The 19,715-nt window shown below is 56.3% G+C and carries 16 protein-coding genes; 13 read left to right on the top strand and 3 right to left on the bottom strand.

What is annotated here, in order from left to right; translation table 11 throughout:
* Positions 1–52: 52 nt before the first annotated feature.
* On the bottom strand, positions 53–1,012 hold the full coding sequence (locus Poly51_RS11085) for an SGNH/GDSL hydrolase family protein (protein WP_146457433.1): 960 nt from the start codon (positions 1,010–1,012) through the stop codon (positions 53–55).
* Between the two features lie 725 nt (positions 1,013–1,737).
* On the opposite strand from Poly51_RS11085, the gene Poly51_RS11080 reads away from it, so the two are divergent.
* The 13 genes from Poly51_RS11080 to Poly51_RS11020 all read left to right on the top strand — a co-directional run bounded on the left by Poly51_RS11080 (position 1,738) and on the right by Poly51_RS11020 (position 18,187).
* Entirely contained in the window at positions 1,738–2,427 is a 690-nt protein-coding gene (locus Poly51_RS11080; protein WP_146457431.1) for a cytochrome c3 family protein, read from the top strand.
* Positions 2,428–2,520: 93 nt separating this feature from the next.
* Entirely contained in the window at positions 2,521–5,868 is a 3,348-nt protein-coding gene (locus tag Poly51_RS11075; protein WP_146457429.1) for a TAT-variant-translocated molybdopterin oxidoreductase, read from the top strand.
* Positions 5,869–5,948: 80 nt separating this feature from the next.
* A complete protein-coding gene (nrfD, locus tag Poly51_RS11070; RefSeq protein ID WP_146457427.1) occupies positions 5,949–7,370 on the top strand; it encodes an NrfD/PsrC family molybdoenzyme membrane anchor subunit in 1,422 nt (473 codons plus the stop codon).
* Between the two features lie 7 nt (positions 7,371–7,377).
* Entirely contained in the window at positions 7,378–8,838 is a 1,461-nt protein-coding gene (locus tag Poly51_RS11065; protein ID WP_146457425.1) for a quinol:electron acceptor oxidoreductase subunit ActD, read from the top strand.
* 96 nt (positions 8,839–8,934) lie between these two features.
* Complete coding sequence (locus tag Poly51_RS11060; protein WP_146457423.1) at positions 8,935–10,197, top strand: hypothetical protein; 1,263 nt, start codon at positions 8,935–8,937, stop codon at positions 10,195–10,197.
* Between the two features lie 84 nt (positions 10,198–10,281).
* Positions 10,282–10,614 (top strand): hypothetical protein, encoded by a 333-nt coding sequence (locus Poly51_RS11055; RefSeq protein ID WP_146457421.1) that lies wholly within the window; start codon positions 10,282–10,284, stop codon positions 10,612–10,614.
* Positions 10,583–11,512 carry an SCO family protein gene (locus Poly51_RS11050; protein ID WP_146457419.1) on the top strand — a complete coding sequence of 310 codons (930 nt, stop codon included), beginning with the start codon at positions 10,583–10,585 and terminating at the stop codon, positions 11,510–11,512. Before Poly51_RS11055 ends, Poly51_RS11050 begins: the two co-directional genes overlap by 32 nt.
* Before the next feature lie 78 nt (positions 11,513–11,590).
* Positions 11,591–12,688 (top strand): cytochrome c oxidase subunit II, encoded by a 1,098-nt coding sequence (locus tag Poly51_RS11045; protein WP_246114426.1) that lies wholly within the window; start codon positions 11,591–11,593, stop codon positions 12,686–12,688.
* A 63-nt stretch (positions 12,689–12,751) separates the two neighbouring features.
* Entirely contained in the window at positions 12,752–14,500 is a 1,749-nt protein-coding gene (locus Poly51_RS11040; protein ID WP_146457415.1) for a cytochrome c oxidase subunit I, read from the top strand.
* Between the two features lie 138 nt (positions 14,501–14,638).
* Positions 14,639–15,895 (top strand): cytochrome c oxidase subunit 3, encoded by a 1,257-nt coding sequence (locus tag Poly51_RS11035; RefSeq protein WP_146457413.1) that lies wholly within the window; start codon positions 14,639–14,641, stop codon positions 15,893–15,895.
* Between the two features lie 62 nt (positions 15,896–15,957).
* Complete coding sequence (locus tag Poly51_RS11030) at positions 15,958–16,335, top strand: cytochrome C oxidase subunit IV family protein (RefSeq protein WP_146457411.1); 378 nt, start codon at positions 15,958–15,960, stop codon at positions 16,333–16,335.
* Between the two features lie 420 nt (positions 16,336–16,755).
* Complete coding sequence (locus Poly51_RS11025; RefSeq protein WP_146457409.1) at positions 16,756–17,763, top strand: PIN/TRAM domain-containing protein; 1,008 nt, start codon at positions 16,756–16,758, stop codon at positions 17,761–17,763.
* Positions 17,764–17,776: 13 nt separating this feature from the next.
* Entirely contained in the window at positions 17,777–18,187 is a 411-nt protein-coding gene (locus tag Poly51_RS11020) for a hypothetical protein (protein WP_146457407.1), read from the top strand.
* A 117-nt stretch (positions 18,188–18,304) separates the two neighbouring features.
* Here the strand turns inward: Poly51_RS11020 and folK are convergent, their stop codons facing one another.
* Together folK and Poly51_RS11010 are read right to left on the bottom strand one after the other, a co-directional pair.
* Complete coding sequence (gene folK, locus Poly51_RS11015; RefSeq protein WP_146457405.1) at positions 18,305–19,183, bottom strand: 2-amino-4-hydroxy-6-hydroxymethyldihydropteridine diphosphokinase; 879 nt, start codon at positions 19,181–19,183, stop codon at positions 18,305–18,307.
* Positions 19,184–19,193: 10 nt separating this feature from the next.
* The gene (locus Poly51_RS11010) at positions 19,194–19,565 is read right to left on the bottom strand and encodes an ArsR/SmtB family transcription factor (protein ID WP_222435833.1); all 372 of its coding nucleotides are present in this window, start codon (positions 19,563–19,565) and stop codon (positions 19,194–19,196) included.
* Positions 19,566–19,715 lie beyond the last annotated feature (150 nt).

The following is a 19,715-nucleotide window of genomic DNA, read 5'->3' as shown; positions in this document are numbered from 1 at the left end:
TTTGTCAGCGGAAACGCGCTGCGTGAAATCGCCTAGCTGTTTCGAGCAGCGTTCATCGTTGTTCGGAGCGAACTTCGGTCGCCAGTGAAGTGTTGGCGATAATCGTGTTGAGGAAGACGCGACGGATCGCGTCGTAGCCTCGGTCGTTGGGGTCTTCGATGTTGGTGTAGAACCAGTAGTGTGGATCGTCTGCGTCGTAGGTCGATCGCCAAAATTGGCGACAGTGCGAGCCGTGGCCTAAGAAAGTTTCGTGAAGCGGCACGACGAACACGTGCGCGTCCTGGCTGGCCACTTCTCGGATCACGGCGTTGTATTCGGCGTGAATCGCAAGTCCATCGGGCCAATCGGGCAGGAAGATGCTCGGCGCGTCACCAATGCCGTCGGTCGGGTCGTAGATGTCGCCGATGTAAATCTCGCAGCCAGCCGGGAATTTTCCGCTCAGCTCGTCGAATATCTCTCGCAGTCGGACTCGGAAAGAAGCGATCCAGGGTCGGGCTTGTTCCAGCGAAGCACCGTACATCGCGCACTCTCGCGGGTCGCTGCGACCGTAGCTGTGGATCAAATCGTTTCCACCGGATGTCATCAGGACAATGCCGAATGCGTCGTCGTATGTCGGCACTTGGTCAACCGCGACTTCTAGATGCATCGATGACTCGGACCCCGAAATGGCAAAGTTCTCGGATTCCAGGTTGGGAAGCACGGCCGTCAAGCAAACGCCTCGCAGTTCGTCGAATTCGTCGCGAGGATTCTTCAGCAGTCGGTTGAAGAACGAATGGGACGGTGACTTGGCACCCAATCCCGCCGTGACACTGTCGCCGATGCCGATGACGCGGATTTTGCGATCGGTCCAAGGATGCTCAAAAACAGTCGCGTTCACCGCTGGGCCAGCCGGTCCGTCGCCGATGGGCCGAGCTAAGTAGAATTGGATGTAGCCGATCACCGCCACGGTGGTCACGATCGCTATCGCGATCAGGACCCAAAGGCGACGTTGGGACGGTGTCGCGTGTGTCATGGCGGTGCCTTTCGCGTTCGGTTCGGATAGCTACGAGCATACACCGGGGCTGAAGTTGTTACCCGTTGCGGATCACCCTTCGTGGCCCTGCGACTCCGCTCGCAGGGTGTACTGTGTTCTCTTCATGAACTGCTTTGCAGTTCATATCCCGCCAACGGAGTCGCGGGTCCACATCGGGTTGCCCGTTTGGGATCACCCTTTGTGGCCCTGCGACTCCGCTCGCAGGGTGTACGCTGCGCTTCTGCCGGCTACTTTGCAGCTGACATCCCGCGAGCGGAGTCGCGGGTCCACATCGGGTTGCCCGTTTGGGATCACCCTTCGTGGCCCTGCGACTCCGCTCGCAGGGTGTACTGTGTTTTCTTCGTGAGCTGCTTTGCAGTTCACGTCGCGCCAACGGCGTCGCGGGTCCACATCGGGTTGCCCGTTTTTTGGAACGCATCAGCGGCCGCGTCGTTGCGTCGCAGGCTTATGCCGGTTGCCGGCTATTGGTCGCCCTCGGTTCTTACCCAGACAGCGTGAACACCGCTTTTTTGGCATCGCAAAGCAATAGTCGTGCGACACAATGTCGCTCGGTCGTTGGTCGGGATTGCCAGCTTGCTAGTGTGACCGCCATACTGCGGCCCGATCGGGCACTGGATGCCTTCTTTTTCTTACTCCTTCTCCCGCGAAACGAGTCGCGACGAACTGTCGTCGGCGCCGGCGTCGTTGGGCTAGACAGTATTATTATGCAACGGTTCTTGTTTCCTCGCTGGATCAATCCACTTCTCGGCCTGCTGGCAGTTGCCGGTGCGGCTGGTGCCGTGTTCGCGGGCGCGATGGGCGGTCTGCTGACCGATCCCGTGACGCTCAATATCGGCTATCAGCCGACTCAGCCGGTTCCATTCAGTCACGCGATCCACGCGGGGCAGTTGAAAATGGACTGCCGGTACTGTCACAACACGGTCTTCGACGCTGCCCACGCGGCGGTCCCGCCCACCGCGACGTGTGTCAATTGTCACTCGCCAGCGAACGACCAGGGCGTGACAGCTTTGGCGGCCGTTCATGCAGAGAGCCCTAAGTTGGCTCCCATTCGTGAAAGCTGGGAAACCGGTCGCAGTATGGCCTGGAAACGCGTTCACAACCTGCCCGAGTTCGTCTACTTCAACCACGCTGCACACGTCAATTCGGGCGTTAGTTGCAAGTCGTGTCACGGCCGGATCGATCAGATGGAAGTCGTTTATCAGCACGAAGAGTTGTCGATGGCATGGTGTATCACGTGCCACCGCAATCCTGAGCCCCACCTGCGGCCCAAGGAATTTGTAACGAAGTTGGATTGGGAGTTTGATAACCCCGAAGCTCAAGCGGCCTTCGCGAAAGAGTGGCGGAAAGATCACAACATCAATCCCCAAGTCCACTGCGCCGTTTGTCATCGCTAGGTCGGTCCCGGTCGCGTGGGGCGAAATAGTCGCCGCTCGTCACTTGGTTTTTTTCCCGCACATCACTTCCACCCTCTTTCGCAATCTCTCGACATGACCTTGAACCATCCGGAACCTTCGACATCCGAAGCCACCCAGGAGAAGGCACGGCCACAGTACTGGCGAAGTCTCTCGGAATTTCGTGGCGACAAGGAATTCGAGCAGTACCTCGATCGCGAGTTCCCGGTCGCGGCATCGGAGTTCCCCGAGGGCGTATCGCGTCGTCGCTGGATGCAGTTGATGGGCGCGTCGTTGGCCCTTGTGGGTGCCGCCGGTTGCCGCTACCCCGAAGAAGAGATTTTGCCGTTCGTGATCCGTCCGGAAGGGCGTGTTCCCGGCGAAACATATAGCCGTGCGACGAATTTCGAGTTGGCCGGTCGGGTTTACAATCTGCTGGTCACCAACTTCGACGGCCGTCCGTTGAAGATCGAATCGAATCAGGATCACCCCGGCGGCGGCGGCACCGATGTGTTTTCGCAGGCGTCGATTCTGGGGCTTTATGACCCCGATCGTGCTCGTGGTGATGGCGGTTTCTTGCTGCGTAAAGTGGATGGGAATCGAGAGCAGCTCGGTTGGGATGACTTTGCAGTCTATGGCAAGGCTCTTGTGAAGACGGCTGCTGGTGACGGCGGTTCGAAGTTCGCCGTGCTGATGTCGCCCACGCATTCGCCCTCGACGTCGCGGATGTTGGCGGCCATGAAAAAGAAGCTGCCCAAGGCGACCGTTTGTCGATTTGATTCGGTTTCCGGCAGCGTGATGGCGGATGCAACCAAGGCGGTCTTCGGAAAAGCGGCGACGCAGGTTTTGTCGCTCGATCAGGCGGATGTTATCGTCACGATTGAAGCCGATATTTTGGGCAAGCACCCGGCGATGATCACGGCCGCTCGTTCGTTTGCGAAACGTCGTGACCCACTTTCGGGTGATGAAAATGGCATGAACCGCTTGTATGTCGTTGAAGGTGGCTTCACGGGTACCGGTGCGAGTGCTGACACGCGTTTGGCGATCAAGCCTTCGCAAATGCCTGCGTTCATCGCCGAATTGGGTCGCCGTGTCGAAGAGTTGGTCGGTGGTGGCAAGCACGATCATTCGGGCGAAGCCGAAGCTGGATTTAATACAATGAACCCCGAGGATCGTCTCGAGCGATTCTTGGATGTTGCGGCGCATGACATCGCCGAAGCGGGCGACAAGGCGGTCGTGGTTGTGGGCGAAACGCTGGGTGCCGACGCGGTTGCGGCCGGCATTCGCATGAACCAAAAGTTGGGTTCGCTCGGCAAGTCGCAAAGCTTCATGGCGGCCGTTGATGCGGAGTTGGGCGACGCAGTCTCGATCTCGGATTTGGTGTCCAAGATCAACTCGGGTGATGTCGATTCGTTGCTGATTCTGGGTGACAACCCGGTCTTCACTGCACCGGGCGATGTCGAGTTGGCCGCTGCGATCGCGAAGGTCGAGCATTCGATTTACTTGGGCGAATACGACGACGAAACGGGGTACGTGTGTGAGTGGTCGTTGCCGATGTCGCACCCGCTCGAATCCTGGGGCGATGTGATCGGTGATGACGGTCACTACGGCGTTTGCCAGCCGCAGATCTTGCCGCTTTTGGGTGGTCGCGGTGTGATCGAAGTCTTGGCGTTGATGCTGGGTGAAGATACGGTCGACGGCGCGGGAATCGTTCGTCGAACTGCCGATCAACTGGCTGGTTCTTCGTTGAGCGATCGTCAGTGGCAGAAATTGCTGCACGACGGATATTCGGACTCGATCGTTGTGAAAGCGGAGTTGAAGCCGGTCGGCGAAGGCAAGCCGTTGACGGCCGATGCACCCACGGCGTCAAACGAATTCGATAAAGATGCGATGGAGGTTCTGTTTGTGCCCGCCGACGGTCTGTACGACGGTCGGTTCGCGAACAACGGTTGGCTTCAAGAGTTGCCTCATTCGCTGACGAAGATGTCGTGGGACAACGCGGCCGTGATGAGTCCGCGAACGGCTCAATCGCTCGGTGTGAAGCACGAATTGGCGGTGGCGTTGCAAGTCGGTGACGCAAAGGTTGAGTTGCCTGTCTATGAAATGCCAGGCCTGGCCGCCGGTGTCGTCGTTGCGATGATCGGTTATGGACGTACCCGTGCGGGTATGGTGGGTGGCAACGTCGCGAAGGATGTGGACACGGTTGGTATCAACGTGTCGTCGCTGCGGAAGCACGATTCGATGATGGTTGCTTACAACGTCAAAGGTCGTCCACGATTCGAAGAAACTGAAATCGCAACGACCCAGGATCACTGGGCGATCGATGAAGGTGGGCGTGATGAAACCCAGCAACGAAGTTTCTCGCTTGTTCGCGAAGGTACCGCGGCGCTGCTCGCCAAAGTGCCCGAGTTTGCTCATGCCGAAGGCAAAGCACCGCACGTGCCTCAGGTCGGTCGTGCCGGATCGCCGTGGGAAGAGCCGATCAATACGATCGAAATTGAGAGACCTGAATTACCGCAGTGGGGCATGTCGATCGACCTGACCAAGTGCATCGGTTGCAATGCTTGTGTGATCGCTTGCCAAAGCGAAAATAATGTGCCGATCGTCGGTCGCGAACAGGTTCTTAACAGTCGCGAAATGCACTGGTTGCGAATCGACCGTTACTTTCAGGGCGACGAAGATAACGCAGATGTTGTTCAAGAGCCCGTCGCTTGTATGCACTGCGAAACGGCTCCGTGCGAGCAAGTTTGCCCTGTCGCGGCAACGGTTCACACCGACGAAGGCTTGAACGCGATGGCGTACAACCGATGTATCGGAACGCGATATTGTGCCAACAACTGTCCGTTCAAAGTACGTCGCTTCAACTACTTCAACTACAACTCAGACGTTGGCGTCGGGTACGGCATCGACGCCTATCCCAGTGCGATCGAAAAAGCGAACCGCAAGTTGCAGGCCTTGGTGATGAACCCCGACGTGACTGTTCGTGGTCGCGGTGTGATGGAAAAATGCACGTACTGTGTCCAACGCATCGAAAAGGGAAAGATCACCGCTCGCAAAGAAGATCGCAAAGTTCAAGACGGTGACATTGTCACGGCTTGTCAGTCGGCTTGTCCGACCCGAGCGATCAACTTCGGCAATATCGCCGACCCCGATTCGGTCGTCGCGAAGAAGCGGAAGGACCCTCGCAGTTACGGCATGTTGGGTCAATTGAACGTCAAGCCACGAACGGAGTATCTGGCTCGCGTCCGCAATACCCCCAAGCGTTTGATGACGGCGGTTCAGTTGTTGGACTTGGCGGAGCTCAAGGCACCGCATCACGCCGGTCATCACGACGCTGGTGGTGCTCATGGCGGCGAAGGTCATGGTCACGACGCCCACGCTCACGACGCTCATAGCGATCATGATCACGACGGCCATGATCATGAAGCCGAACACAAAGATTAGCCTCGCCACGATCGGCCCGCTGGGCTGGTCGACCTGCGTTTTCCTTTCAACTGATACCTGATACCTGAAACCTATTCCTTATGTCACTTGCCATCCCCAACGGACTGGACAACAGCGTCGAACGCCCGGGCGAACGTGCCCCGTTGGTGTTGGGCGACACGACGTTTCACGATATCACCGAAACGGTGTGTCAAGTTGCCGAGCGAAAGCCGAACAAGGCTTGGGTGATCGGGTTCTTGATCTCGTTCGCACTGCTTCAGTGGTTCGGTATCTGCATCCTTTACTTGCTTTACACGGGCGTCGGCGTCTGGGGTAACCGATCGCCGGTGTTCTGGGGTTGGCCGATTGTCAACTTCGTGTTCTGGGTCGGTATCGGTCACGCCGGTACATTGATCAGCGCGATTTTGTATCTGTTTCGCCAAGACTGGCGGACGGGGATCAACCGGGCCGCCGAGGCGATGACGATCTTCGCCGTCGTGTGTGCGGGAACGTTCCCGGGGATCCACGTCGGTCGGGCTTGGTTGGCGTTTTGGTTGGCACCTTATCCCAGTTTGAATCTTTGGATGTGGCCCCAATTCCGCAGTCCGTTGTTGTGGGACGTGTTTGCCGTGTCCACGTACGGCACCGTTTCGTTGCTGTTTTGGTACATGGGGATGGTGCCGGATTTGGCGACATTCCGCGATCGTTCCAAGAACAAATGGCGACGAATGGCTTACGGCTTTCTGTCGCTCGGTTGGTCGGGGTCGTCGCGTCACTGGATGCGTTACGAGAAGGCCTATGCATTGTTGGCTGCGTTCGCCGCGCCGCTGGTTTTGTCGGTGCACACGATCGTTTCGTTCGACTTCGCGGTTTCGCAAGTTCCCGGTTGGCACACGACGATTTTCCCACCCTACTTTGTTGCCGGGGCCATCTTTAGTGGTTTCGCGATGGTGTTAACGTTGATGATCCCGGCCCGCACCATGTTGGGTCTGGAAAAGTTGATCACGATTCGCCACTTGGACAACATGTGCAAGATCATCCTGGCGACCGGATCGATCGTCGGACTGGCTTACGGCACAGAATTCTTTATCGCTTGGTACGGCCAGGTGCCCGAAGAGAAGTTTGCGTTCTTGAACCGTGCATTTGGTCCGTATTGGTGGGCCTATTGGACGATGGTTTCCTGCAACGTGATCAGTCCTCAGTTGTTCTGGTTCAAAAAGTTCCGCACAACACCTTGGATCATCGTGATCATTTCGATCTTTGTGAACATCGGAATGTGGTTCGAGCGATTCGTGATTGTGATTTCGAGTTTGTCACGCGATTATCTTCCCAGCGCCTGGGCGTATTTCTCTCCGACATGGGTCGACTGGTCGATGCTGATTGGTTCGTTTGGTCTGTTCTTCACGCTGTTCTTGTTGTTCTGCCGGTTGATGCCGGTGATCAACATGGCCGAAGTGAAGTGGACGCTTGCGAAGCAGCATCACATGTCCCATGAAAACACGTCCCAAGCAGACGAGCACTAAAATACCGATGTCTGAAACCACCGATAAAAAAGTTCACGGAATTGCCGCCGAGTACACCTCGGTCGATACCTTGATGGATGCTTGTCGTCGCGTTCGCGATGCCGGTTACACCAAGACGGATGCGTTTGCGCCGTTCGCGGTTCACGGCATCGATAAGGCGCTCGGTATCAAGCCGACCAAGTTGCCCTGGATCGTGTTGGCGTGCGGATTGACTGGCACGTTGACCGGGTTGTGCATGCAGATTTGGATGAACGGGATCGATTACCCGTACATCATCTCAGGCAAGCCGTACATTTCGCTGCCAGCGTTTATTCCCGTCGCGTTCGAATTGACGATTTTGTTCGCATCGTTCGGCGCGTTCTTCGGAATGTGGGCGCTCAACGGATTGCCCAAGTTCAGTAACCCCGTTTTTACCGATCCTCGGTTTGATCGGGTCACGGACGATCGATTCTTCGTTTACGTCGACGCGTCGGATGCCCGGTACGACCGCGCCGGCGTTGAGAAACTGTTCAGTGAAACGGGTAGCGAGTACATCACCACGGTGATGGAAGACGATTCGCCCAAGAAGGTGCCGAAGTTCATCATCACGTCGTGGATGGTGATGGTCGCTCTGTCGATCATTCCGTTGTTGATCGTACTGAAGATGCGAGTGACGAATAGTTCTTCGCCACGCTTCCATATTTTCTATGACATGGATTTTTCGCCTTCCAAGGATGCTCAGCAGAACACGACCCTGTTCGCCGACGCGCGAGCGATGCGGCCAGACGTTCCCGGAACGGTGGCCCGCGGTCAAATGGACTTGAACTATCAAACGGGCATCGACATCGACGCGCTTGCGAAAATCGATGGGCCACGTGCTGCGATGTTGGTGCGGGCTCTGGATGATGCCGAAGCGAAGGCCGATTCCGCTGCGAAGTCCGATGGTGCTCCGAAAGCCGCCGCCTCACCGGCCCCCGGCGTGATGGATACGACGCCTTGGTTGGGTGAAAACCCGAGCGAACTAACGGCCGCATTGCTGGAGAAAGGCCAACAGCAGTTTGGGATCTATTGTTCGGTGTGCCACGGAATGAACGGTGGTGGCAACGGACTGGTGAACCGACGGGCCCAGAAGATTTTGGCGGGCACGTGGGTGCCGCCGTCCTCGCTGCATCAGGACAGCCTGTACGCGGGTAAGTATCCCGATGGCAAGCTGTTCAACACGATCAGCAACGGTATCCGCAAGATGCCGGGCTATGCGTCGCAGATCAAGGTCGAAGACCGCTGGGCGATCGTGGCCTATGTAAGAGCGTTGCAGAAGAGCCAAAACGCTTCGATTGACTTGGTGCCGGCTTCGAAGAAGAAGGCGATCGAGAAACAGCAAGCTGCCGTTCAACAGAAGTTGAAAGAACAAGCGGAGGCCGAAAAGAAGGCCGCCGAGGAATCGGCGGCGAAAGCTGCCAAAGCCGAGAGCGACAAGCCGTCGGCTTAAATCGATAGCGGATCGAGCCAACCCTGATCGACCGCAAGATCATATTACTGATCAATTACTGATCAATTCACTTAAACTTTACAAGCGTTCGCACTGATGTCTCACGCACGCCCTGTCGTCAAACCCGCCGATGATCCGGCCTTCATGCTACCGGCTGCCCTCTCGGCACTGACCACCCCCCTGTTGGGTGGCGGATTGCTGTTGTTGGTAGCGGGTTGGGCCGTTGGCAGCTTCATGGGAAGTCCCCAAGTCGGCATGTCGGCCTATTTGGCCGCGTTCATCTATTGCCTAACGTTGGCGACCGGATCGCTGTTCTTCGTGCTGATCCAACACCTCGTTCGCGCCGGCTGGAGCACCGTGATCCGCCGAATCGCCGAACTGGTGATGATGATGTTGTTTCCGTTGGCGATCTTGTTTCTGCCGATCTTGATGACGCTGTTGATGGGCGAAGGCACGCTCTATCGCTGGGACGATCCGAACTTCGCAACGGCCAACCACCTGCCTACCGATGCATGGGCCGAAAAGTCTCGCTGGCTGAACCAGGGCTGGTTTACTATTCGCTCGGTCATCTACTTCGCCGTCTGGTTGTTTTTGGCTCTGTACTTTTTCCGCGGCAGCACGCAACAGGATCAAACCGGCGAGCGAGCGATGACCGATCGTTTGCAATACTGGAGTGGGCCGGCAACGATGGCGTTCTGCGGCGTTACCTCGTTCGCAGCCTTCGACTGGGTGATGAGCCTGTCGCCGATGTGGTTCTCGACGATGTTCGGCGTGTACCTTTTCGCTGGCAGCGTTCTGGCGACGCACAGCATGTTGGCCGTTTCGGCTTACATGTTGCAAAAGAAGGGTGCGATGCGTGATGAAGTCACCGTCGAGCACTACCACGACTTGGCGAAGCTGATCTTCGGTTTCTTGCTGTTTTGGATGTACATCGCGTTCAGTCAGTACATGCTGATTTGGTACGGCAATATTCCGGAAGAAACCGAGTGGATCTATCACCGCCAACTTGGTGGGTGGGGAACGTTGACGGTCCTGTTGATTTTTCTGCACTGGTTGCTGCCGTTCTTTGGCTTGATGAGCATGTTTGTTCGTCGTCGTCCAGCGATCATCGCGTTTTGGGCTGCTTACGTCTTGGTCATGCACTTCGCGGACATCTTCTGGATCATCATGCCGGAAGCGACCGTGGCCGGTGAATTACCCTATACGATCCAGACCATCGGCGTTGCGTCGGCGGTGATGTGTGTCGTTGGGATGGCGGCCCTGCTGACCGGGTTGGTGTTGAAGGTTGCCGGCGACACGAAAGTCGTGGCGGTTCGTGATCCCCGATTGGCCGAATCGATGGCATTCGAGAACGTCTAGTCGGTCGTACGTCGGATGCGTCGTGATGACGCAGTCTGAGGCAATTTTTCCCCTTTCGAACACGTTTTCCACCACAATAAAAACATGGCAGCTTACGACGATCTGAACGTAAAGCGAATTTTCACAGTCGGAATTATCTCGATTGTTGTGACGGGCGTCACCGCTTTGGCGGTTCAAGTGCTGTACTACTCGATGAAGCAGTGGCAGGAGGTCGAAACGGCGGCCCAGAGCGATTACCGCCGTCAAAACCAGATACTCGACGAGCAAACCGCACAAATCAGCGAGTTTGGTGTCAATCCTGACACGGGCAGCATCACGATTCCGGTCAAGGACGCCATCGAATTGATGGTCAAGGACAAAGCGAACGCGGACAACCAACCCAGCAATGAAAAGAAAAGTGGCAGCGACGAAACCTAATCCTCTCGCGTCGGTATTTTTTACCGGCTTCGTCGCGATCGCTGCGCCCTTGGTGCTGAGTTCATCGCTGGTTGCACAAGGTTTGCAATCGGGCGCTGATGTCTCGCTGAACAACGGCGTGCCGCGTGAAGTCGAAAACGTGACCGTCGAACAAAATCTCGGCGCCCAGATTCCGCTGAACTTGCCGCTGACCGATTCAGCCGGTCGCAAGGTCAAGACGGGCTACTTCATCGACGGCAACAAACCGACGATCGTGTCGCTCAATTACAGCAATTGTCCGATGCTTTGCAACGTCCAGTTGAACCAACTGGCCAAGTCGCTGGGCGAATTGGATCTGCGGATCGGCGAAGACTTTCAAATGCTAAGCGTCAGCATCGACCCAAAAGAATCGACCGCAACGGCTCGCAAGACAAAAGACAAATACGTCGAACAATTGGTATCAAAACATCCCCGCGCCGAAGAGGGTTGGGAGTTCTGTACCGCTCAACAACCGATCATTACCAAGTTGGCCGATGTTTTAGGCTTTCGATACACGTATGACGCCAAGTCGGGCGAGTACTATCACCCGGCGATGTTGGCGTTCGTTTCACCCAAGGGCGTGGTGACGCGATACTCGTTGGCCGTAACGTTTGAAACTGAAGACCTTCGCAAGGCGCTCGTGGAAGCGGGCGATGGCACGGTCGGCACTCCCGTCGATCAATTCGTTTTGTGGTGCTTCAGTTACGATCCCGATAGCAACAGTTACGTTCCGCAGGCTTGGAAGATCATGCGTCTTGGTGGCGCCGCGACGATCGGTTTGATGTTGGCGTGTTTGGCACCGTATTGGATCGGTCGCAAAGGCAGCGTCACCGCAGCGACCGAGGCCGACGAAGTGCAGGAAACGTCACGCGACGACTGACACCCGTCGATCTACCGGCCGAACTCGATAACTCAACACATCCTAAAAACTTTCCGCTTGAAACCCGTCATGATGTCGATGAACTTCACAAACGCATTTTCGCTGCTCAGCGACTACGCCGAGCCCTACGCTTGGTTTCCGCAGTCAGCGTCGACGTTCTCGGAAACCAATGACTGGTTGTACAACTGGATCACTTACACTTGCTTGGTGTTCTTCATCCCGATCGTGTTCGCGCTGGTGTATTTTTCGGTCAAGTACAAAAAGCCGAAGGGTACCAAGGCCGAGAGCAACGTTGCTCACAACACGATTCTTGAACTGACATGGTCAATCGGACCTTCGTTCTTTCTGGTCGGCATGTTCATTTTGGGGGCCCGCGCTTACTTAGATCAGCGTGACGTTCCCGATGGCGCGAACGAAATCAACGTCCAGGCATTCAAATGGGGATGGACGATGGACTACGGTTCAGGTGTCTTTCATCCCGAGTTGCACATTCTGTTGGATGAACCAGTGAAGTTGTCGATGCGTTCGACGGACGTCATCCACAGCCTTTACGTGCCCGCGTTTCGTGCCAAGAAGGACATCGTCCCGGGCCGTTACAACTACATGTGGTTCAAGCCCACCGTGGCGAACGAACGAGTCAGCGACGCAGAGCTTGCGGCCGCGGTCAAAGAAACCAAGGACTTGGGCGAGACCTGGAACTACGATAAGCATCAATTCACGCCTGATGGCTATAGGTTTTTTGACCTTTACTGCACCGAATACTGTGGCACCAACCACTCTGAAATGCAGACGGTCGTTGTCGTTCACGAAACGTTGAAAGACTTGACCGATTGGATTTCGGCGAACAGCGTCCGCCCAGACGGTACTCCCCCCGCCGAGTACGGCGAAAAATTGTACAAGAACCGCGGATGCGCCGGCTGTCACAGCGTGGACGGATCGAAGCGAGTCGGGCCGTCCTTCGGTGGGCTTTATGGTCGCGACGAGGAAATGACCGTGGGTGGATCGGTCAAGGCCGATGAAAACTACCTTCGCGAATCGATCTTGTACCCCAAAGAAAAAATTGTTGCCGGCTACCAACCGGTCATGCCAAGTTACAAGGGTCAGCTCAGCGACGATGACATCTATTCAATCGTCGAATACCTGAAAACGCTCTCCAGCGGGGACGCAGCAAAGTAACCACCGCTTTGCTTCTGTTCTCGACCAACCATCCATCGCATCATCCGTTTTAGAGGCTTTACCATGTCTGCCGGCTCGATTCCGAAAGGCTCCGTCGTTCGCGACCCAGGATATCCGACTGAAAGTGAGAACTATCTCACCAATTCCAAGGGTGTGCTCAGTTGGGTGTTCACGCTCGACCACAAGCGGATCGGGGTGATGTATCTGATCGGTGTGACTTTGGCGTTTGGATTCGCCGGGTTGCTCGCCCTGTTGATTCGGTTGCACCTGTTTCAACCCGAAGGCGCGATCTTCAAGGGTGCCGAAGCGAACAACTATTACAACCAAGTTTTCACGCTGCACGGTGCGGTGATGGTGTTCTTGTTCATCATCCCAAGTGTTCCCGCGGCATTGGGTAATTTCCTAGTGCCGGTGATGTTGGGGGCCAAGGACGTCGCGTTTCCGCGGCTGAATTTGTGCAGTTTTTACCTGTGGTGCGTCGGCGCGGTGTTCTTCATCGCCGCTTTGTTCAGCACGGGTTTGGACACGGGATGGACGTTCTACACGCCGTACAGCACGACGACCGACACCTCGGTGATCGCCGCGACGATGGGCGCGTTCATTCTGGGGTTCAGTTCGATCTTTACCGGTCTGAATTTCATCGTGACGATCAATACGATGCGTCCGCCGGGAATGACTTGGTTTCGCATGCCATTGTTCCTGTGGGCCACGTATTCGACAAGCATCATCCAAGTCTTGGCGACGCCCGTCTTGGGGATCACGTTGCTGTTGCTGATTGCCGAACGCACGATGCACATCGGGATTTTCGATCCTGAATTCAACGGTGACCCGGTCACGTACCAACACTTTTTCTGGTTCTACAGCCACCCGGCCGTTTACATCATGATTTTGCCAGCCTTCGGCATCATCAGCGATTTGATCAGTGTTCACTCGCACAAACGAATCTTCGGATATCGCTTCATCGCCTACTCTTCGATCGCGATCGCCCTGCTGGGCTTCCTGGTATGGGGACACCACATGTTCACCGCCGGCATGAGCCCGTTGACCACGATCGTGTTCAGTGCGTTGACGTTCACGGTATCCGTACCGTCGGCGATCAAGGTGTTCAACTGGTTGGCGACCATGTACAAGGGCTCGATCAGCCTGACGACGCCGATGTGCTTTGCCATCGCGTTCATCTTCCTGTTCACGATTGGCGGATTGACGGGGCTGCACCTCGGCACGCTCGCCACCGACATGCACTTGCACGACACGTACTTCGTTGTTGCCCACTTCCACTACGTGATGGTCGGTGGAACGCTGATCGCCTTCTTGGGCGGTGTGTTCCACTGGTGGCCGAAAATGTTCGGCAAGATGTACAGCGAATTTGGTGGCCGCTTGGCCGCGCTGATCATCTTCATCGGATTCAACCTGACTTTCTTGCCTCAATTCGTTCTGGGCAGCCGCGGGATGCCTCGTCGATACGCGACGTACGATCCTGAATTTGCGTACCTGCACCAAATGAGTACCTATGGTGCCCTGTTATTGGGCGTGGGATTGTTGGTCGCCTTGGTCGTGCTGCTGACTTCGTTGGTCAAGGGCAAGAAGGCTCCGGCGAACCCTTGGGGTGGTGCGACGTTGGAATGGCACTGCACCAGCCCGCCGCCGTTTTATAACTTCGAACGAGCACCGGTTGTGGGCGACCCCTACGACTTTAGCAACGTCGAATGGGATGACGAAAACGAGCGTTATGTTTCGACCGAGCCCGAGCGGAAGTTGGTTCCTGGCGAAACGCCCGAAGCGGTGCCCGCCCACGCCAAGGACACTCACTGATCGCGATAGCGAATGTCGTAGCGACCTGCGGGCTCGCTACGGAACTGTTCAATCGATGACCTGGTTGTCCTTGGACGCCCCGACCTTTACTTGTACGATGACAGCCTGTCATCACCGGCCCTTTTTCAGACTCAATCCATGTCTACCATCGACGTAGCTCCCGAAAATGCGCACGACGCGCATGGTCACGATCATGATCACGACCATCCGTCGTTTTTGGCGCACCACTTTGACACTCCCGAGCAGCAGTTCGACAGTGGAAAACTGGGCATTTGGCTGTTCCTGGTCACCGAAGTCTTGTTCTTCAGTGGCATGTTTTGTGCGTACGCGATTTTCCGCAATCTGAAACCGGAAGTGTTCGAAGGAAATAGCCAGTTTCTGAACACCAAATTGGGTGCGATCAACACGGGCGTGCTGTTGTTCAGTTCGTTGACGATGGCTTGGGCGGTTCGCTGCTCGCAAACCGAGGAATACAAGAAGCTGACCGGAATGTTGGCCGCGACCTTGTCTTGTGCAATGATCTTCTTGGGTGTCAAATCGATCGAGTATTCGCACAAGTGGGGTATGGGTTTGCTGCCCGCTGGTTCGTTCTTCTATGACCCGGCGAACCCGCATCCGACGGCCGCTCAGATAACCAGCTACGGGTTCAGCGAGAACGTCGCTTTCTTCCTGCAAAACAGTCTCTACTTTCTGTGTGCACCGTTTTTGATGGTGTTGATCGGAGTGGTCATTTGGTTGGTTGTTGCAACCATCCAAGGCAATAAGTTTCAAAAAGCATGTGCGTTACCTTTGGCGGTGGTCAGCCTGTGCTTCTTCGTTGGCGTCGGGCTAGGCATGATTTTGGAAAGCGGTGGCTCGGAAGGTCACGGCGCTGATCACGCAATGGCTGACCATGCGATGGTGGATGGCGGACATGCCAGCCATGATCACGGTGACCATGATCACGCCGTTGGCGAGCACTCCCACGATGAAGCCCATGCGTCGGAAGAAGCATTGGCCGGCGGTGATCTATCCATTCGCCAGCGTTTGGCCAGCGATGCCACGAATTCGGGCTTGCAAAGCGAGTTGGAAGCACGGCGGCAGCAAACGGCGATGGCTAGCGGTGCGGTCGTTGCCCAAGGCGGTCAAGTCGAAGGTGGCATCACCTCGGCGACCGAGAACGTTTTCACTCCGCGGACGGCGGGCGTTTTCTTCAGTATCTATTACTGCATGACCGGCGTCCACGCGATTCACATTCTCGGTGGTATTGGGGTTTTGGTTTGGTTGTTGATCCGGTCGGTGCGTAACGATTTCAATCGCCAGTACTTTGGCCCGGTCGACTATGTCGGGCTTTACTGGCACTTGGTCGACTTGATTTGGATCTACTTGTTCCCGCTGCTGTACCTGATTCGATAGTTCGCGAAACGGCGCCCTCGCCAGCGAATTTCCATATACGATTTTTTGTTGAAAAGAACACGATGTCTGCACACGGTCACACTGAAGACGGTCACGGTCGCGAAGGCTACGATTTCGCGCATCCCATGCCTGTTTCGATGCTATTGGCTGTCTTCGGCGCCTTGGTCGTCTTGACCATTGTCACCGTTGCACAGGCCAGCTTTGATTTTGGCAGCTACGACATCCTGATCGTGATGGGAATTGCGACCATCAAAGCTACTTTGGTGATGCTGTTCTTCATGCACATGGCTTGGGAAAAGCCGTTCAACACGATCGTGTTCGTGGGTTCGTTCGTGTTCGTGGGCCTGTTTGTGATATTCACGCTCAGCGACAGCAGTCTCACCTCCGACTCGTTCGAGCCTAAGATCGATGAAGTTGTGCCAATGGTGGTCGAAGGCTGAGCGGCGGGAAAATTGGGTTCGAATGGCGTAGGCGTCGTCGTTACATGTCGTACTTTGCTATCGAGCCATTCGTGGAATGGAGCGAGCTGCCGCGAACGATTCTGATGGGCACGAAGGTTCTCTCTTCGGTTCCGGTGGCGCCGGATACAGGCTCGCCTGTCCCGTCCTGTTGAGTCCCTGTCCGGCGTACCGTGCTTCCGCATCCCGCGAAACAGGGCTGCCACGTTGGGCGATTCGGGGGTGGTTTTGACGATCGAGTCGGTTGTTCGGGATATTTTGGACGATCTTGTTCCGGATTGGGTGTTGGGCGGTTCATCCCCTGGGGCCTTCCGCGGCACTGATTTACACTAGGGTTAGCGAGGTGTGTTCAATTCCGCCACGCTTTTCATACCCAAATAAGCTCTGCGGGCATTCGGTTCCATGGCGTTGATCATCCTGCGTTTCCTGTTTTTGCTGTGCGCCGGTGGCGTTTCGGCAATCATCAACACCCAACTCTTGGATACATCGACGTCGGTGCCGTGGCTGGTGTTTGCCGGCACGATGGCAATAGCGTTGGCGGTCGTGGTGGCGGATATCTATGCGCCGAAGAAGAAAATCGACACGATTTCGTCGATTTACTTCGGGTTGCTGATCGGTGTGTTGTTGACCTACGTGCTGTCAATCGCGCTGGCGCCGCTGCTTGCTGCCACGTTCGTGGGGCCGGCCATCCCGCAAATGGTGATGGCGTTGATCCTTTGTTACATCTGCGTCAGTGTGCTGTTGCAGACCAAGGACGACTTCCGTTTCTTGATTCCCTACGTCGAATTTGTTCGCGAGGTGAAGGGGTTCAAGCCGTTGGTGTTGGACACCAGCGTCGTCATCGACGGGCGGATCGCCGATTTGGTCGGCACCGGAATCTTTGATAACCAATTGATCATGCCGCGGTTTGCATTGACCGAATTGCAAGCGATCGCTGACAGCGGCGATAAGCTTCGCCGCACGCGGGGCCGGCGCGGTTTGGACGTGCTGAACCGGATGCGGGCCGACGACAACGTTGATTTGATCATCTTCGACCGCGAACTTCCCGAGTTGGCCGGCCAGACGGTGGATCTGCAACTGGTGTTGTTGGCGAAGCACTTGGAGGGCAAGGTCGTCACCGGTGACTTCAATCTGAACAAAGTCGCGAAGCTGCACAACGTTCCGGTCATCAACTTGAACGAGATCAGCAACGCGCTGCGTCCGGTGTTCTTGCCCGACGAAACGTTCCGTTTGAAAGTCATCAAGGCCGGCGAAGGTCCCGAGCAAGGGATCGGTTACTTGGACGATGGCACCATGGTGGTCATCGAAGGCGGGCGGAATCGCATCGGCCAGGAATTGGATGTTCGCGTCACCAGCACATTGCAAACCAACGCGGGGAAGATGATCTTCTCGAAAGTCGAAAGCCGTTAGTGGCCATCCGCCGATGATGTGGTTGCTGATGATTCCGTTTGCTTGGGTGTTCGTGTCGTTCTTGCTGGCGAGAATCAGCGGTTGGTCCCGTCTGGTCAAACCGTATTCCGCGGGCGAAGTTTCGGACGGTGCGTTTGTTGCCGACGAATCGGCGCGATTCCGAACGGCAACCCTTGGTGCGATTCAATATCACTCGTGCGTGACTTTCGGGATCAATGACACCTCGCTGCGAATGTCGATGCCGTTTTTGTTTCGACTCGGTCATCCGCCGCTGGTGATTCCTTGGGACCAAATCCATCGCGTCGAGGCCGACAATCGACTGTACTCGCACCGTGTGAAGGTCAGCATCGGCAAGCCGACGTTGATTCGCGCGGCACTTCCGGGTTGGGTTCGGTACCGAATGCCGATGGACATTCGGCCTTAGCAGCCTGTTGAAAAGGTCTGACCCGCTCCGACGTTTCGAATTCACAATGTTTCAGCAACGTCTCCGAAGGGTAAGCCCCCTTTTTCAACAGGCAGTTAGCCCGTCCAAGGCTTCGTGTTACGGTTTGGCCCACGCCCCGTCTTTGGTGACGGGACGAATGGGGCATCGCATCGAAGCCAGAGCCGACACGATTTCGGTAACGGCCCAGTCAATATCGTCGACATCCAAACGATATTCGGGCCACTTCCATCGCGTCGGCCACATTTGATGCGGTGCCGGCCAGCCCGCTTCGTCGGTCCTTTGTTGGATTCGTGCGACCAGCCGAGGGACGTTCGGCTTGCGAGTCTCGGCACTGTCCAGCGGCGGCAGCGTCGGCACGAAGCTAGACACCCACGGATCTTCGGCGCGGTGGTCGGTCGGAAACGAAGCGGGGTCGGTATAGGTGGTGATGCCATGCTCTTGCGAAAGCCGGCGGCACAGTTCTTCTCGCATCGCCACTTCACCATTGATCAACGCCAACGACGCCGCGCCTTGGTTCAGATGATCGGACAGTTGTTCAATCGACCATCCGAACCGAGGGTCACGATAGTGGGCGGCGACATCGCAAGCCGGTTGAAGCACAAATTGTCGGGCCGTGTACCGCGGATGGGGAACGACCAGCGCGGTCGATCCGCCGATCAATTCGCCGTGTAGGACGACGTCCAAATCGATCGAGCGAGATCCCCAGCGTTGACGGCGAAGTCGGCCGAGTCGGTTCTCGGTTTCTTGCAGCAACTTCAGCACTTCTCGCGCAGTGGCTTGCGTATCGAAAGAGGCGATCGCGTTGAGGAACGGTTCTTGTCCGCCCGGGCCACCGATCGGCGGCGTTTCGAACAATCGACTGGCCGCAAAGTTCTGGACCATCGACGATGACTGCACGATGGCGGCAGCGTCCGCGATTCGATTGTCGCGGTCGCCAAGGTTGCTCCCGAAGCTGATCAGGCATTGTGCGTTCACGTTGATCGGCCTAACGGGGTTGGTCGGCGCCGGGAGAAACCAGTCGCTCGGACAAGGCGTGAATGTACGCGCCGCAGACGTCGCGTCGGCACGAAAGGATCGCCATTTGACCGTCTCGCCGCGAATGGATCAGGTCCGCGCAAACCAGTTCTTTTAAGTGGTGCGAAATGGTCGCTTGGGTAATCGAAAACTCCGCGACCAATTTCTTGCAAGGAATCTCGTCCGTCGCGGCAATACAGTCAAGAATCGCGAAACGCTGCGGATCGGCAATCGCTTTGGCAATTTTTTGCATCTGTTCGTCCGACAAATGAATACAGCCGGATCCATCCATCGATGGTGGTCCAGCAGTCGCGTCGCGCGGCGGGTCACAGGGATCAATCATGCCATCACTCTAGGCTGGGGCGACGGACCTTTGAAGTCCTTAGCGGCCAAGGATCGGACCATCGTGTCGCGGTGGGGGACAACCTTACCCTGGTCTACACCACGCCGCGAACATGCCACAATGAAAGTTGACACCAATGACCTGCCTTCT

Source organism: Rubripirellula tenax, from assembly GCF_007860125.1.
Lineage (GTDB): Bacteria > Planctomycetota > Planctomycetia > Pirellulales > Pirellulaceae > Rubripirellula > Rubripirellula tenax.
The sequence above is the reverse complement of the archived record's forward strand: the minus strand, read 5'-3'. Positions and strand labels throughout refer to the sequence as shown.

Bases quoted from the DNA above. Each gene is read 5' to 3' on its own strand.
- Poly51_RS11035 (WP_146457413.1), top strand. From the start codon at position 14,639: ATGTCTACCATCGACGTAGCTCCCGAAAATGCGCACGACGCGCATGGT.
- Poly51_RS11010 (WP_222435833.1), bottom strand. From the start codon at position 19,565: ATGATTGATCCCTGTGACCCGCCGCGCGACGCGACTGCTGGACCACCA.
- Poly51_RS11040 (WP_146457415.1), top strand. From the start codon at position 12,752: ATGTCTGCCGGCTCGATTCCGAAAGGCTCCGTCGTTCGCGACCCAGGA.
- Poly51_RS11055 (WP_146457421.1), top strand. From the start codon at position 10,282: ATGGCAGCTTACGACGATCTGAACGTAAAGCGAATTTTCACAGTCGGA.
- Poly51_RS11020 (WP_146457407.1), top strand. From the start codon at position 17,777: ATGATGTGGTTGCTGATGATTCCGTTTGCTTGGGTGTTCGTGTCGTTC.
- Poly51_RS11025 (WP_146457409.1), top strand. From the start codon at position 16,756: ATGGCGTTGATCATCCTGCGTTTCCTGTTTTTGCTGTGCGCCGGTGGC.
- Poly51_RS11075 (WP_146457429.1), top strand. From the start codon at position 2,521: ATGACCTTGAACCATCCGGAACCTTCGACATCCGAAGCCACCCAGGAG.
- Poly51_RS11085 (WP_146457433.1), bottom strand. From the start codon at position 1,012: ATGACACACGCGACACCGTCCCAACGTCGCCTTTGGGTCCTGATCGCG.
- nrfD (WP_146457427.1), top strand. From the start codon at position 5,949: ATGTCACTTGCCATCCCCAACGGACTGGACAACAGCGTCGAACGCCCG.
- Poly51_RS11030 (WP_146457411.1), top strand. From the start codon at position 15,958: ATGTCTGCACACGGTCACACTGAAGACGGTCACGGTCGCGAAGGCTAC.
- Poly51_RS11060 (WP_146457423.1), top strand. From the start codon at position 8,935: ATGTCTCACGCACGCCCTGTCGTCAAACCCGCCGATGATCCGGCCTTC.
- Poly51_RS11065 (WP_146457425.1), top strand. From the start codon at position 7,378: ATGTCTGAAACCACCGATAAAAAAGTTCACGGAATTGCCGCCGAGTAC.
- Poly51_RS11045 (WP_246114426.1), top strand. From the start codon at position 11,591: ATGAACTTCACAAACGCATTTTCGCTGCTCAGCGACTACGCCGAGCCC.
- Poly51_RS11080 (WP_146457431.1), top strand. From the start codon at position 1,738: ATGCAACGGTTCTTGTTTCCTCGCTGGATCAATCCACTTCTCGGCCTG.
- Poly51_RS11050 (WP_146457419.1), top strand. From the start codon at position 10,583: ATGAAAAGAAAAGTGGCAGCGACGAAACCTAATCCTCTCGCGTCGGTA.